Origin of the sequence: Xanthomonas sp. NCPPB 1062, from assembly GCF_041481705.2 — a bacterium.
Taxonomy (GTDB): Bacteria; Pseudomonadota; Gammaproteobacteria; order Xanthomonadales; family Xanthomonadaceae; genus Xanthomonas; species Xanthomonas euvesicatoria.
Window position 1 is genome coordinate 1,288,103 of record NZ_CM192987.1, and the last position, 14,354, is coordinate 1,302,456.

Genomic DNA, 14,354 nt, shown 5'->3' on the forward strand with positions numbered 1-14,354 from the left:
GTGTTGGATGTGCTGGATTTGGGTGGGCTGCGCGCCGAGGTGACTCGCAAGCCGATCAAGCACGTGCATTTGAGCGTGCTGCCGCCGACGGGAAAGGTGCGGATTGCCGCGCCGGAAAGTATGGCGCTCGAAACCATCCGTCTGTTCGTCATCTCCAAGCTCACCTGGATCCGTGCGCAGCAGCGCAAGCTGCAGGCCCAGCAGCGCGAGACTCCGCGCGAGTTTCTCAACAAGGAAAGTCACCATGTCTGGGGCAAGCGCTATCTGCTTGAGGTCCGCTTTGTCGATGCGCCACCCTCGGTGGGCTTGACGCCACGCAAGTTGTACCTGCAGGTGCGGCCGGGCGCAGATCAGGCGCGATGCGAGCAGGTGCTCGATCGCTGGTACCGGCAGCAACTGCGCGAGGCCGTGCCCACGTTACTGGACAAGTGGGAGCCCGTGCTTCAGGTCAAGGCGCAACGCGTCTTCGTTCAACGCATGAAAACCAAGTGGGGCAGCTGCACCCACACTCTTGGATACATCCGGCTCAATACAGACCTTGCCAAAAAGCCACCCGAGTGCCTGGAATACATCGTAGTACACGAGCTGATCCACCTGCTGGAGCCCACCCACAACGCGCGCTTCATTGCGCTCATGGACTTGCACTTACCACACTGGCCGCACTTGCGGCGGCAGCTAAACGATTTGCCGGTGCGGCATGAAGACTGGCACTACTGAGCATGTATCCGTGGGCTGTGCATTGGTCCGTTAGCGCTTGACGTAAATCTCCTGCAGTAGCACGATCACCCCACGGAGCCTCGAAACTCCGCTAACAGCGGTACCCACCTCCGACAAACCGGTGGGTTTTTTGTGCCTGCATATTTTGTGGGCGCAACCGACGTGATGATCTGCGTCGGGAGGGCGGCTAATACAACACCCGCAAGGGGAATACGCCCGCCGGCTGTTAGCGGTTTCGAGCCTCCCGACTTCCCGTCCACCGCCTTGCGGCGGGCGGGCTGATTCCATGGAATGAGGAGCAGGCCATGTCGGACGTTGTACGCGATGTGCAGTCACACCCGGGCTACTACCTGCCAGAAGGCGCGCAATACCGTTTGCAGCAATTGCGCGACCACATGCGCTTTTTGGCGCGTTTGGCACAGCCACGCACGCAGGCCGAAGAGCAGGCTAGGCAGCCGGCTATCTGCATGGATGAGTTGGCGTTCTGCCTGGAGCTACTGGCCGAGCAGGTGGGCCGGGTGCTGGACGATGTGGAGTGCGCTGTCATCGAAGGGGCGCATCCGTTGCCATGACGTGTTGTGCCCTCCGGATCCTGTTGACGTCTGGATCACCGCCGAATGGACGCATGATCGGCACGGGTATGGCAGCACGCAGCGGTGCCGATCGAATGCCCGTATCAGCACTCAGACTGCGCGCGTACGTGCACACTTGGCTCACTTGTTTTTCAATCCCGCGCTTCTAGACCCAGCCACTACAACCTACGTGGTCTATTGGCTCGCGCTCACCTGTAACGTGGGCGCTGCTAAAAATAATTGCTGCTAAAAAGAAGGCAGGCGCTTCAGTTTTTCGTAGGTGCGGTGCATCCGATCACGGGGCGGGAGCGGCGGTTCGGTGAAAAATGGGTCGCGCAGCAGTCTCTCTGCCTTGGTGCGCTCACCGGTTCCGTCGTCCAGCATGCTGTTGAAGAAGCGGACCACAATGCGCTTGTGGTCGGCCGGGAGAGCCTGCAACGCATCCATGAAGGGGAAGGTGTCTGCGGTCTTGGCGCGATTGATCCCGATCATGCCCATGTTGTAGTCGGGGCGCTTGAGCACATGCACCAGCAATTGCGCCACGCTGTAGACGTCGCGCGCATGCCTGGCAGGGGTGCTCAAGTCGTAAAAGCCCGGTGTGCCGCCGCGGTTAGGGTCGCCTTCTTCTGCGCCGAGCCCCATGTCGATCAGCCGGAAGATCTTCATGGGTTGGTCGTACATGACGTTGTTGTGCGAGATGTCCTGATGCACGATGCCGGCGTCTTCGCAGCAGGCGATCCCCACCAGTACGTCGGCCATCAGCTGCCGGGCCAGGCCGAGATACTCTATTGCGCTGATGGCGCCTTGCTGCAGCGCTGTGCGTGCGCGGCCAATCATGCTGCGCACGCTGATGCCGTCGATTTTCTCCAGCAAAATGCCGAAGGTGTGTTCGATCTGCACCACGCCGTGGGCGCGCACGATATACGGCACTGCATCCACCGACCTGATCATTTGATACTCCTGGAAGATCATGGCTTTGCGCTCAGCGACCCGTTGCTGCAGCGCCGGTGCGTCTGCAGCGGTGGCAGGGTCGCACAATGTCGGCGGGATCGGCCGTTGCGGGTCGGTGCGCAACAAGGCCTTGAAGATGAAGTCGCGTCCGCAATTTTGCTCGCCCTGCCAAAGATCTTCGGCCAGCCGCACCGCGTAGGTCGAGGCGGATGCGCCGGTGCCGACGGTGGGCATGGCGTCCAGCGTTCCTGCAGTGCCTGCGTGCCCGGTTTCCAGGGTTACGTGGAGAAATCCATTGTCTACATCCAGGGCGCCGGGCTTCAACGCCGAGAGCTTCTGGATCAAGTCCGGGCGTTCGGAGCGGCTGGTCAGCGATTTCACCAGGCGCGGGCTCAGCACGACGTGCTGCCGGGCATGACGCGTATCGCTGACCAGCCGCCGTGCGTTGCGCAAGTTCTGGAATGCGTCACTGCTGTCGGCGCCCGCAAGGGCCGACAGGCGCGCCGGCGTCTCCAGCAGACAGGCCCAGGTCGGTGAGCCGGGGTGCGGGTCCAGACGGGGGCTGCGGCCGGTGACAGGCGTCGTTGGCGAGTCGCTACTGGATGAGGACCAGGTGTGCGGTGCCAACGCTGCCTGCAGGCGGGGCACCACGACCTCCAGACGCTTACGTTCGTCGGCAAGTACGCCGGTGATGCTTCTTCTTTTTTCCAGCAGGTTGAGCGGATGGTCTGCGTCAGGATGGGGCGGGGTGTGTGGTTCGGGCGCCTGTGCAGTTTCGGGCGCATCGCGCTCTGCGTCTGCGCGCAGCGCCGTGGAGGGGAGAGTGAAGTTGCCGGAGATCTGTTTCATGGTCGAGGACAGTGGGGTCAACGATCAGGGGAGGTGGCTCTGGCGGTTCGCTTGCAACACGCGGCAGCTGGAGTGAGCCGCTGGCACCAGGGGCCACTCAGCGGCGATGCCGGCTGCGTCACTTTGATCATCATTGAGGCAGTGGTGCATGCGGAGGGAGCAATGCACGAAGCAGTGCAGGCGTGGGCGAAGTTGCGCGGGTGCTGCATGTCTTGGCCGCTGGCGCGGCGGGATCGGCGCCGGCTGTGGTGGCCAACGTGCGCGTTCAACACGATCGCCAGCCACCCTGCTGGTTTGCCTGCAGCGATACGTGGCGCGTGCGTGCACCGCCTGCGCACTTTGGCAAGCTCCGTGCCGCTTGTTTCGTGTTCGGCAATGGTTTTTCGGCCGGATGCGTCATGCCCGATCACGCTGGGGAACAATGGCGCGCATCGATAGCGGAGAAGTGACGATGCGGCCTTTAGCATTGACGTCCGTCACGCGCCGAGGCGCCAGGCGCGAGCAGCAAGAGGGTGCGACCGTGGCAGATGCCGGCCCGCCTGCACCGGCCAACGACCCGCATGCCAATACGCAGTTGGCCCAGAGCCTGCCGCGGCGCCCCGTGCGCGAGGCGCGGCTGAGGGCGCCTGGCACGCCGCGTGGCGTCCCCCTCGTCAATCTAGGGCGAACGATGGCCCATTTGGGCGCCGTCGGGGCCGCAGTATGGGGCGGTTTTGCGGCAATCCAGGCGCCTGCAGCGGCGGCCTACGGCTATTTCAACGATGACCTGTATTACAAGAATCTTGCTGTAGTCAGTGGCTACCAGGCAGTGGGAGCGCTGGCCGCATTCCTGGGAATGGGGCTGGCCGACGTGTTGGCCGCGCGCTACGTGGAGGCGCAAAGCCGGTGGTACGAAGTGCCGACCAAGGCGCAGCGCGCGAGCGAGTTGGGAGCCACCGAGGCCTGCCTGGATCAGGCGGTCGACATGGTGACCAGATTGGACGCCGATCCTCCTGGGCCTGGCATGGACGAAGGCGAGCGGCTGGCCTTGGCCAGGGATCTGATGCACCTCATGACGGTGGAGCGTTCTCGCTTGCCGCCGGAATTGTGGCAAGCGGCCAGCGGTGTTGGCGACGATGCGCACAGGTTGGTCACCCAGCTTTTGCAGGCAGCCAGAGCCCGTGCAGCGGATGAAGCGTCGACGTCGTCGGCAGACTGAGTGAGCGCTGGCAAATGGCGGGAGCATGCGGCCCGCAATCGGCGAGCCGGTGCTGCTCGAGGATTACACCGGCGCCGACTTGAGGATGCCCGACAAACTCTCCCGCAGGATCAGCTGCAGATGCATGCGGTTGAGTTCCATGCCGCTGGTCATCACGCTGTGCAGGCCGCCGCACATGGCAGCGACGGCGAAGACGCGGGCCTGGAATTCGTGTTCGCTGCTGGCCGGGTCGGCGTGGCCGCGCAGCAGGCGCTTGAGCAGGGCGCTGAGGTGTTCGATCAGCGATGCGCTCTGCCGGCGCATGAAGGCGGCCAGCACCGGGTCGCGCAGGGTGGCCAGGTGCAGTTCCAGGTCGATGCGGGTGCGCTTGATGTTGATTTCCTGCAGCAGCCAGTCTTCGAGCAGGCCGGCGATGAAATCCACCACGTGCACGTTGGCCGGGCGTTCCACCAGCCACATCTGGCGGATGGCGCGCATGTAGTTGCGTTCGAGCAATGCGCGCACCAGCGCGTCCTTGTCTTCGAAGCGCTGCAGCAGGCTGCCGCATGACAGACGGGTGCGTTCGGCGATGAGTTCGAAGCTGGTGGCCGAAAGGCCGATCTCGTCGATGCAGCGTTCGGCGGCATCCAGTACGTCGTCTAGCAGGAGCTCTTCGCGCTGTTTTGCGGTGCGCAGCTGAAGGACGTTGGACATGGGCGAGCGGCGTGGCGGGGGCCTGCAGTATACCGAGCCAGGGTTATGCATCCGTTGGAGCGGCGCTGGTCCGTGCCATGGCGCATGTTCCCTGCGGCATGCACCGTGTGCGGGCTCATGCATGACACCGGTGGCGCGGCGGCGCATGGCCGCACGCATGGTCGACCACCCGTTCACGGCGGCTGTGCGACACGTGGTGCCGACGTGATGCAGGAGACGGGTGTGAGTGAGCACAGTGCGGTTGCAGGGGTGTCGGCGCAGTGGCCGGCGCGCCTGTGGGTGGTGCGGCATGGGCAAAGCGCAGGCAACGTGGCGCGCGATGTGGCCGAGTCCAATGGCGCGACGTTGATCGACCTGGAGCACCGCGATGCGGACGTGCCGCTCTCGGCGCTGGGCGAGCGCCAGGCCGAAGCCTTGGGCGCGTGGATGGTCGGGCTCCCCGAACACGAGCGGCCGACCTTGATCCTGAGTTCGACCTATGTGCGTGCGCGGCAGACCGCCGCCGCGGTTGCGCGTGCGCTCGGCCGGCCGGCCGATGCGGTCAGCGTGGACGAGCGGCTGCGCGAGAAGGAATTCGGCGTGCTCGACCGCTACACCACGTCCGGCATCCTGGCGACGTTTCCGGAGCTGGCCGAGCAGCGCAAGCTGGTGGGCAAGTTCTATTTTCGCCCGCCTGGTGGCGAGAGCTGGTGCGATGTGATCTTTCGGTTGCGCAGCATCGTGGGCGACCTGCAGCGCAATCATGTGGGGGCGCGCGTGCTGATCGTGGGGCACCAGGTGATCGTCAATTGCTTCCGTTACCTGATCGAGCGGATGGACGAGGCCACCATCCTGGCCATCGACCGCGAAGGCGATGTGCCCAATTGTGGCGTCACCGAATATGCGGCCGCGGCCGATGGCCAATCGCTGCAGTTGGTGCGCACCAAGTTCGTACCGCCAGAGCTGGCCGATGAGCCGGTGACCACCGAATCCGACCGCCCGGCCGGAGCGCGCTGATGGCTGCCGTACGCCTTCGCACGCTGAGCGCTGCTGCATTGCGTGCGATGCCGCTGCCATCGCCCGGCGGCGACAAGGAGCAGCGGGGGCGCGTGTTGGTGGTGGGTGGCTCGATGCGCGTGCCCGGTGCGGCATTGCTGGCCGGAGAAGCTGCATTGCGCGCGGGCGCCGGCAAATTGCAGATCGCCACCGCTGCCAGCGTGGCGCCGGCCATGGCCCTGGCGGTGCCCGAGGCGTTGGTGCTGGGGCTGGGGCAGAACGGGCAGGGCGAGATCACGCGCGGGCACCGTGCGTTGGATGCGGCGCTGGCAGCCTGCGACGCCGCCGTGATCGGGCCGGGCATGGCGTCCACCACAACGACAACGGCGCTGGTCAGGCTGGCCGCTGCAAAGGCGGTCTGTCCCTTGGTGTTGGACGCCGGTGCGTTGTCGCGCAGCTTGCGTGCGCCGCCTGGGCGGCCCTTCGTGCTGACGCCGCATGCGGGGGAGATGGCGACCCTCGCTGGCGACGACAAGGCTGCGGTGGAAGCAGCGCCGGGCGAGTACGCGCTGGCCTTCGCGCAGAAGATGCGCAGCGTGGTGATCGTCAAGGGCGCGGACAGCTTCATCGCCGGGCCGGACGGTGCGTTGTGGGTGCATCGCGGTGGCGTGCCTGGGCTTGGCACGTCGGGCTCTGGCGATACCTTGGCCGGATTGATCGCAGGGTTCGCTGCACGGGGCAGCGATGCATTGACCGCTGCGCTATGGGGCGTGTTCGTGCATGCGGCGGCGGGCAAGCAACTGGCAAAGCGCATCGGCACGGTGGGCTTCTTGGCGCGCGAGATCCCGCCGGAAGTGCCAGGCATCCTGGATCGTTTGTCGCGTAGGTGATCACGCCCCTTTCCCTGCGGAAGAGGGGTTGGGGTGAGGGTGCTGTTGCTGGGATTGGTGCAGATTGAAGTCTTGTATTTCCTGCAGGTTGTGATGCATCACAAACTGCAGGCATCGCCACGGGTGCACGTCCCCTCATCCGGCCCTGCGCGCCACCTTCTCCCCCATCAAGGGGGACGATGTCCCAGAGAGCAAAGGGAAGCTCGATTCGCGCTTGCGCTCGTTTGGAAGGCGATGTTGCGGCGCGTTGGTCGGTTAGGCTTGCGCGATCTACCTGGGAGGGTGCGCGGTGAAGCGAGCGATGACGTGGTCGGTGGTGGGAATGCTGGGGATGGGGCTGGGCACGGCGAGCAGCGCGAGCGCCGCAACGGCGGCCATGGCACACGCGGCAGCTCTGGCAGCATCGGATGCCAGCCCACCAGCGACGAACAACGATGGCGCGTTGCGTATCTACACCAGCTCTCAAGGCGCCACGCAACAGATGCGCGCCAGCACGGCGGCCGCTCCTGTCGCCGGCCATGCATTGACCGAAAAAGAAAACTCCATCTTCGTCAATCCGCAGCGGCAGTTTCAGCAGGTGCTGGGTATCGGTGGCGCGATCACCGATTCCAGCGCAGAGACCTTTGCCAAGCTGCCCAAGCGTACGCAACGTGCGTTGCTCACGGCCTACTACGATCCGCAACAGGGCATCGGCTACACGCTGGCGCGCACCACCATCCATAGCTCGGATTTCAGTAGCGGCAGCTACACCTACATCAAGGAGGGCGATGCGACGCTGAAGAGCTTTTCGGTCAAGCACGATGCCAAATACCGCATCCCGATGTTGCGCCAGGCGATTGCGGCGGCCGGCGGCAAGCTCACCACGTTTGCCAGCCCATGGAGCGCGCCGGCCTTCATGAAAGACAGCAAGACCATGCTCAAGGGCGGCAAGCTATTGCCCGAGTACGCGCAGGCCTGGGCAAGCTACTACACGCGCTTTATCGCGGCATACGAAAAAGCGGGCATCCCGATCTGGGGCGTCAGCCTGCAGAACGAGCCGATGGCGGTGCAGACCTGGGAGTCGATGCTGTTTTCGGCCGAGGAAGAACGCGACTTTTTGAAGCATCATCTCGGGCCCACCATGGCCAGCGCCGGCTACGGCGATCGCAAGATCATCGTGTGGGACCACAACCGCGACATGATGGTGCACCGCGCGCATGTGATCTTCGACGACCCGGAGGCGGCAAAATATGCGTGGGGCATGGGCTTTCATTGGTATGAAACCTGGGCCGGATTCGAGCCGATGGTGGAGAACGTGGCGGCAGTGGCGCAGGCGTACCCTGACAAGCACTTGCTGTTGACCGAAGCGGCGGTGGAAAAGTTCGACCCGGCCAAGTTGCAGTACTGGCCCAATGGCGAGCGCTACGGCACGGCCATCATCAACGACCTCAATCATGGCGCAGTGGGCTGGACGGACTGGAACATTCTGCTCGACCAACACGGTGGGCCGAACCACGTGGGCAACTATTGCTTTGCGCCGGTGCATGCCGATACGCGCACGGGCGAGGTGATCTACACGCCGAGCTATTGGTATATCGGCCACTTTTCCAAATTCATCCGGCCGGGTGCACGACGGGTCAGCGCAGCCAGCAGCCGTAGCAATCTGGCAACCACCGCGTTTCTCAACACCGATGGCAGCCTGGCCATGGTGGTCATGAATGCCAGCGACGCTGCGATTGCTTACAACCTGTATGTGGGCGAGGCATCCAGCACGTTGGAGATTCCGGCGCATGCGATCCAGACCGTGGTACTGGCGCAGTAAACGAATCGACGCACTTGGTTGAGCTGCGTTCTGGCGCAGCTGCATCCACCGAGCGTGCTCCTTCTGCCGATGGGAGAAGGAGTTTGCGGCGATAACAGCCTGGTGAAGGCGACAGATGCTGCGCTGCGCTTATTCGCCATCCACGGCCAGCGCCGCGTGGATCAGCGCAAGGTGGCTCAAGCCTTGCGGGACGTTGCCCAGCGCGGCGCCCGTGCTCGTGTCCAGCATCTGCGGCATCAGCGCGACATCGTTGCCCAGCTGTTCCAGCAACTGTTCGAACAAGCGCCTGGCTTCAGCACGCTCGCCGAGCAGGCCATAGGCTTCCACCAGCCAGAACGAGCAGGCAATAAATGCGCCTTCGCGTTGTTGCATGCCGCTGTAGCGGTGCAGCAATGCGTCGCTGCCAAGTTCTGAGGCAATGGCATCGCGGGTGGCGATCATGCGCTGGCGGCGCGGCCCGCCCAGCCCAAAGCGCGAGGCCAACAGCAGGCTTGCGTCCAGGTCGTCGGTGCCCGCGTAGAAGGTGTAAGCCTGCTTGGCGTCGGACCAGCAGTGCATGTCGATCCACTCGAGAATCCGCGCCTGTTCGCGTTCCCAGCGTGGCAGCATCGCGGTGGAGAGATGGCCGGCCTTGGCCAGCTCGCTGGCGCGGCGTAGCGCCAGCCAGCATTCCACTTTGGACATGGTGTAATGCTCGGCGGTTTCCAGTTCCCAGAAGCCGGCGTCCTTGCGCATCCAGGTGTTGGCGCATTCGTTGCCGAGCTCGAACAACTGGCGTGCGGTTTCCTGGTCCAGGATGTGCCCGGCATCAAGAAAGCGCGCGGCCATTTCGAAGATATCGCCGTACAGGCACAGCTGCAGCTGGTTGTTGGCGGTGTTGCCAACGCGCACCGGGCGCGTATTGCAATAACCGGGAATGTCGATCTCGCGTTCGTCCGGCACCAACGCGCCATCCAGGGTGTAGCAGGGGCGCACGCCAGGCCGATGCTGGCGGATGGTGCGCATCAACCAGCTAAACGCGGCCTTGGCATCGGCCAATGCGCCCACGCGCAGGAAGGCCTTGGTGGTGTAGGCGGCATCGCGGACCCAGGCATAGCGATAATCCCAATTGCCATTTGCGCCAATTTGCTCCGGCAATGACGTGGTGACCGCAGCGGCGATGGCGCCGGTAGGTGAAAACCACAGGAACTTGAGCGCCAGCGCAGAGCGCACGACCGCATCGTGGTAACTATTGGCGTAAGACAGGTTGCCGCTCCACTCGCGCCACTCCTGGTCGCTGCGCTCGATGCGCCCACCGATGTCTTCCAGCGCGGGCACCGGTAGCGCATCTTCTTCGGCGGCCAGCAACGCAACGACCTGTGTGTCGCCTGCGCGGATCGCCAGCGTGGCGTGCACGCCGCGGTCGTCGCAGTGCACCATCTGCGCTGCCTCCGTGTCGTAGCGCAGCATGGTCATGAGCGGGCCGACGTGATGCACACGGCCGTTCGGCGTCTCGCTTTGCCAGGGAGTGGCTTCTCCGGCACGTGTACCGGGGCGGTAGATCAGGTCGAAGACAACGCGGCCTTCGAGACCTTCGATGCGTCGCGCAAGTTCCGACCACGGCAGCCGGCCGGCTTCGCCGCTGTTGAGCGACTCGGTCAGACGTGCGCTGCCGGTTGCGGTGCTGAAGGTCGTTTCGAGAATATTGCTGCCATCGCGGTATCGGCGCTGTACCTGCTGCAGCTGTTGCGGCGTGAGGGCAAAATAGCCGCCTTCGCCTGCATCCAACAGGCGATCGAACAACGGCGGCGAGTCCATCTTCGGCACGCACCACCAATCGATGCTGCCATCGGCACCGCATAACGCCACCGAGCGCCCGTCGCCAATCGCCGCATAAGCGGCGATTGGCAAGGTGCCGGTGGCATCACGCTGAAACTCGGCGCCGGGACGGCTCAAGACAACAGCAGGCCGCCGGTGGCACCGAACACTTCGCCGGTGACGTAGCTCGATTCCTGCGATGCCAGAATCACATACAGCGGCGCCATTTCTACCGGCTGGCCGGCGCGCTTGAGCGGCGTCTCCGAGCCGAAATCGGGAATCTTTTCCGGCGGCTGACCACCGCTGGGCTGCAGCGGCGTCCACACCGGTCCGGGCGCGACTGCGTTGACGCGGATCCCCTTCTCGGCAACTTGCTGCGCCAGGCCCTTGGTGAAGTTGACGATGGCCGCCTTGGTGGAGGCGTAGTCGAGCAGCGTCGGCGAGGGCTGGTACGACTGGATCGAGCCGGTGTTGATGATGGATGCGCCCGGCGGCAAATGCGGGATGGCGGCCTTGCATAGCCAGAACATCGCATAGACGTTGGTCTTGTAGGTGGCGTCGAACTGCTCGGTCGTGATGTCTGCGATGTCTTTCACGGCGGTCTGTTTGCCCGCGATATTGACCAGGACATCCAGCCCGCCGAGCTCTTTCACTGCACGGTCCACCAGTTCGGTGCAAAACGCCTCGTTCTTGAGGTCACCCGGAACGCTGATGGCTTTGCGCCCTTCTGCCTGGATCAGCTGCACCACTTCGGCTGCGTCCTGTTCTTCTTCAGGCAGGTAATTGAGCACGATATCCGCACCTTCGCGTGCAAAGGCAATGGCGGTGGCGCGCCCGATGCCGGAGTCTGCGCCGGTGATCAGGGCCTTGCGGCCCTGCAGACGACCGAAGCCCTTGTAGCTGTGCTCGCCATGGTCTGCCTTGGGCTGCAGTTCGTGGATGGTGCCCGGTGCCTGCTGGGTTTGGTGCGGAAATTGCGGCTGCGGGAACTGGGTCAACGGGTTCTGCATTTCGTACTGATTCTTGGTGCCGGACATGCACACTCTCCTGCATTGGGGGAAGGGCAGGCACGCAGTCGTCGTGCGTACCGATGACGGGGAGTGTGGAAAGCGAGGCGATGCGTATCAGTGAACGAAACTTGTGCATCATGTGAATGCGTGACGGCGGTGCACGCCGTGCGATCACCTCGGCATTGAAAACGTCGCATTCAGAAACCGGCGGCAGACAAGCGCGTGCGTCATGCAGGAATCGACGGCGCTGGCACTGCTGGCGACATGGCAGCGGTGGTGGAACGCGCTGCGTGCGGCTTGCGCATGCGGATCTGTTACCGAGTCAGAAACCGAGTGCCACTGCGAATGCCGCTACCGACCTAGCGAACATCAGCTCGTGGCCGCGCAGACACCGCATCTGCTGCGGTTGCATCGCTACAGGATCATCCGGCCGCTACCTTGCAATTGCGTTGGATCATTGCAGCTGCGCCGACATCGAATACGGCCGCTGCGCTGGGTCGGTGGCCCACTGCTGATTCGGTTTCGCCTGCATGCGGAAACGCAATTCACCGCCAGCCTGGATTTGTTCGTGTGTCACGTAAGCGTGGGTCAACGGTGTGCCGTTGAGCGTGACGCTGCCGACGTAGCTGCGTGCATCGCTCAAGCCCTCGGCGATGATCGCGAAACGTTTGCCATTGGGCAGGTTGAGCGTAGCGCGCGGCAGGAAGGGGCGGCCGATGATGTACTGGTTGCTGCCGGGCGCCACCGGATAGAAGCCCAGCGTGGTGAACACGTACCAGGCCGACATCTGGCCGAGGTCGTCGTTGCCGGCCAGGCCCTCGGGCCCTGCGTGATACTGGCTGCGCATGATCTGGGTCAGGCGCGCCTGCGTGCGCCACGGTTGGCCTGCGTACGCATACAGATAGGCAACGTGATGGCTGGGTTCGTTGCCGTGCGCGTACCAGCCGATCAGGCCGGTGATGTCTTCCATGTGCTCGAAGATCTTCGGGTCCACCTTCGCATCGAACACCGCATCCAGCCGGGCAAGCAATTCGTCGTCGCCGCCATGCGCGGCAGCCAGCCCGGCCACGTCCTGCGGCACGTACCAGGAGTATTGCCACGCGTTGCCTTCGGTGTAGTCGCTGCCGTAGCCACTGGCAGACGGGTCGAACGGCTCGCGGAAGGTGCCGGCGCGGGTGCGCGCGCGCATGTAGCCGGTGGCCGGGTCAAAGGCATGCTTCCAGTTGCCGGCGCGCTGGCTGAATTCTGCGGCGATGGCGGGCTTGCCGAGCTTGTCGGCCATGCGCGCGATGGTCCAGTCGTCGAAGGCGTATTCCAGCGTCTTGGATGCGGCTTCGCCTTCTTCGTCGATGGGCACGTAGCCCAGCTCACGGTATTGCGCAATGCCATCGTACGGGCCGTAGTTGGCGCTGGCGACCATGGCCTGCAAGGCTTCCTCTGCGTCGAAGCCGCCGATGCCTTTCATGTACGCGTCGGCAATCACCGGGACGGCGTGGTAGCCGATCATGCACCAGGTTTCCAGGCCGTGGAATGCCCATACCGGCAGGATGCCGTAGGCGCTTTGGCGACGCGAGGCGAGCAGCGAATTGACCACGTCGCTGCTGCGTTGTGCCGGCTGCACCAGGGTGAGCAGCGGATGCAGGGCGCGGTAGGTGTCCCACAGCGAGAAGGTGGAATAGTTGGTCCAGCCAGTTGCTTGATGCACCGCATTGTCTGGCCCGCGGTAGCGGCCGTCGCTGTCCATGAACAGCGTTGGCCCCAGCAGGGTGTGATACAGCGCGGTGTAGAGCTGGGTGCGCTGTTGCGTGGTGCCTTGTGCATCGATCGCCGACAGCGCCTGCGTCCATTGCGCGCGTGCATCGGCGCGTACGCGATCGAAATCGAAGCCGGGCATTTCGGCATCGAGGTTGGCGATGGCACCGGCCTCGCTGACTGGCGAGAGCGCCACCTTCACCACCAGCGGCGTGCCGTCGTTGGTGACATCGAATACGCCGACCAGTTGCCGGCCTTCAATCTGCGCGCGCTGTGCAGGATTCTTTTCGCCCGGCGGTGGGAACCCCTTGTAGGGGATGTCCTGTTCAGTGTCGTGGAGTTGCGTGGCAGTGAGCGGGCGCGAGAAGCGCATGGCGAAATACAGCTGCCGGCCGGGCGCCCAACCGCGCGTTTCGCGAAAGCCGGTCACCGTGCCATCGCTGCGCACCCGCAGCCGCGACCACTGCACCTTGCCGGGGTAGTCGTACAGGCTGGTGCGCAGGTCGACCAGCACATGCGCCGGCGTGCCTTTCGGAAACTGGTAGCGGTGCACGCCCACACGCGCGCTGGCAGTGAGTTCGGCGCGGATGTTGCGGTCCTTCAGGGTCACTGCGTAATAGCCGGGCTGCGCCTGTTCGCTGGTGTGGTCGAACTGCGCGGTATAGCCGCTGCCCGGCTTGCTGGCATCGCCGCGTTCCAACTTGATGGCGCCAGCTTGCGGCATCAGCAGGATGTCGCCCAGATCCGAATGCCCGGAACCGGAAAAATGCGTGTGCGAGAACCCGACGATGGTGGTGTCGCTGTGCCGGTAGCCGGCCGCCCAGCCGTAGGCGTCCTTGCGCGGCTTGATTTGCGTATCCGGGCTCAGCTGCACCATACCGAATGGCACCGTGGCGCCAGGATAGGTATGGCCTTCGCCGCCGGTGCCGATGAACGGGTCTACCGCGTCGAAGGCAGTTGCAGGCGTGCGCGGCGCAGCGTTGCCGAAAACTGCGACGACAGCGGCAAGCACTGCCAGCCAACGGGCCCGACGCGGGGCGATCAAGCGAGGCGACATGCAGATTGCTCCAGGCGGATGCAGCGCCGGACCGTAGCACAGCTGCGTGGGCGCGCTACACCCTGGAGCCGCTAACAAAAGCCATTGCGTAG

At 64.2% G+C, this 14,354-nt stretch carries 11 protein-coding genes; 6 read left to right on the top strand and 5 right to left on the bottom strand.

Translation table 11 applies throughout. The annotated features are described in order from the left end of the window. Positions 1–717, top strand: a complete 717-nt coding sequence (locus ACCQ16_RS05680; protein WP_136733024.1) for a M48 family metallopeptidase — start codon at positions 1–3, stop codon at positions 715–717. A 305-nt stretch (positions 718–1,022) separates the two neighbouring features. Next, entirely contained in the window at positions 1,023–1,289 is a 267-nt protein-coding gene (locus ACCQ16_RS05685; RefSeq protein WP_016851301.1) for an XAC0095 family protein, read from the top strand. A 246-nt stretch (positions 1,290–1,535) separates the two neighbouring features. On the opposite strand, the gene xopAU is transcribed toward ACCQ16_RS05685, so the two are convergent. After that, positions 1,536–3,110, bottom strand: a complete 1,575-nt coding sequence (gene xopAU / locus ACCQ16_RS05690; protein ID WP_277572814.1) for a serine/threonine protein kinase — start codon at positions 3,108–3,110, stop codon at positions 1,536–1,538. A gap of 400 nt (positions 3,111–3,510) precedes the next feature. Here xopAU and xopAV point away from each other — a divergent pair, with 400 nt between their 5' ends. Continuing rightward, positions 3,511–4,287: a type III secretion system effector XopAV gene (gene xopAV / locus ACCQ16_RS05695; protein WP_372380231.1), complete on the top strand. Its 777-nt coding sequence runs from the start codon at positions 3,511–3,513 to the stop codon at positions 4,285–4,287. 63 nt (positions 4,288–4,350) lie between these two features. Here xopAV and ACCQ16_RS05700 read toward each other — a convergent pair whose 3' ends face one another. After that, positions 4,351–4,980 (bottom strand): TetR/AcrR family transcriptional regulator, encoded by a 630-nt coding sequence (locus ACCQ16_RS05700; protein ID WP_277572816.1) that lies wholly within the window; start codon positions 4,978–4,980, stop codon positions 4,351–4,353. Between the two features lie 207 nt (positions 4,981–5,187). Between ACCQ16_RS05700 and ACCQ16_RS05705 the strand changes: the two genes are divergently transcribed. The 3 genes from ACCQ16_RS05705 (at position 5,188) to ACCQ16_RS05715 (ending at position 8,646) form a co-directional block, all read left to right on the top strand. Beyond that, a complete protein-coding gene (locus ACCQ16_RS05705) occupies positions 5,188–5,976 on the top strand; it encodes a histidine phosphatase family protein (protein ID WP_277572817.1) in 789 nt (262 codons plus the stop codon). Beyond that, entirely contained in the window at positions 5,976–6,845 is an 870-nt protein-coding gene (locus tag ACCQ16_RS05710) for an NAD(P)H-hydrate dehydratase (protein ID WP_277572818.1), read from the top strand. The genes ACCQ16_RS05705 and ACCQ16_RS05710 overlap by 1 nt, the downstream gene beginning before the upstream one ends. Positions 6,846–7,167: 322 nt before the next feature. After that, positions 7,168–8,646 carry a glycoside hydrolase family 30 protein gene (locus tag ACCQ16_RS05715; protein WP_057680995.1) on the top strand — a complete coding sequence of 493 codons (1,479 nt, stop codon included), beginning with the start codon at positions 7,168–7,170 and terminating at the stop codon, positions 8,644–8,646. A gap of 129 nt (positions 8,647–8,775) precedes the next feature. Here ACCQ16_RS05715 and ACCQ16_RS05720 read toward each other — a convergent pair whose 3' ends face one another. From ACCQ16_RS05720 to ACCQ16_RS05730, 3 genes are all read right to left on the bottom strand, one after another. After that, positions 8,776–10,581, bottom strand: coding sequence for a glycoside hydrolase family 15 protein (locus tag ACCQ16_RS05720; RefSeq protein WP_209260877.1), 1,806 nt, complete (start codon positions 10,579–10,581; stop codon positions 8,776–8,778). Further along, positions 10,578–11,480 carry an SDR family oxidoreductase gene (locus ACCQ16_RS05725; protein ID WP_029818864.1) on the bottom strand — a complete coding sequence of 301 codons (903 nt, stop codon included), beginning with the start codon at positions 11,478–11,480 and terminating at the stop codon, positions 10,578–10,580. Before ACCQ16_RS05725 ends, ACCQ16_RS05720 begins: the two co-directional genes overlap by 4 nt. A 427-nt stretch (positions 11,481–11,907) precedes the next feature. After that, on the bottom strand, positions 11,908–14,262 hold the full coding sequence (locus ACCQ16_RS05730; protein WP_277572819.1) for a GH92 family glycosyl hydrolase: 2,355 nt from the start codon (positions 14,260–14,262) through the stop codon (positions 11,908–11,910). Positions 14,263–14,354 lie beyond the last annotated feature (92 nt).

Bases quoted from the DNA above. Each gene is read 5' to 3' on its own strand.
- ACCQ16_RS05700 (WP_277572816.1), bottom strand. From the start codon at position 4,980: ATGTCCAACGTCCTTCAGCTGCGCACCGCAAAACAGCGCGAAGAGCTC.
- ACCQ16_RS05725 (WP_029818864.1), bottom strand. From the start codon at position 11,480: ATGTCCGGCACCAAGAATCAGTACGAAATGCAGAACCCGTTGACCCAG.
- xopAV (WP_372380231.1), top strand. From the start codon at position 3,511: ATGGCGCGCATCGATAGCGGAGAAGTGACGATGCGGCCTTTAGCATTG.
- ACCQ16_RS05685 (WP_016851301.1), top strand. From the start codon at position 1,023: ATGTCGGACGTTGTACGCGATGTGCAGTCACACCCGGGCTACTACCTG.
- ACCQ16_RS05730 (WP_277572819.1), bottom strand. From the start codon at position 14,262: ATGTCGCCTCGCTTGATCGCCCCGCGTCGGGCCCGTTGGCTGGCAGTG.
- ACCQ16_RS05715 (WP_057680995.1), top strand. From the start codon at position 7,168: ATGCTGGGGATGGGGCTGGGCACGGCGAGCAGCGCGAGCGCCGCAACG.
- ACCQ16_RS05710 (WP_277572818.1), top strand. From the start codon at position 5,976: ATGGCTGCCGTACGCCTTCGCACGCTGAGCGCTGCTGCATTGCGTGCG.
- ACCQ16_RS05705 (WP_277572817.1), top strand. From the start codon at position 5,188: ATGCAGGAGACGGGTGTGAGTGAGCACAGTGCGGTTGCAGGGGTGTCG.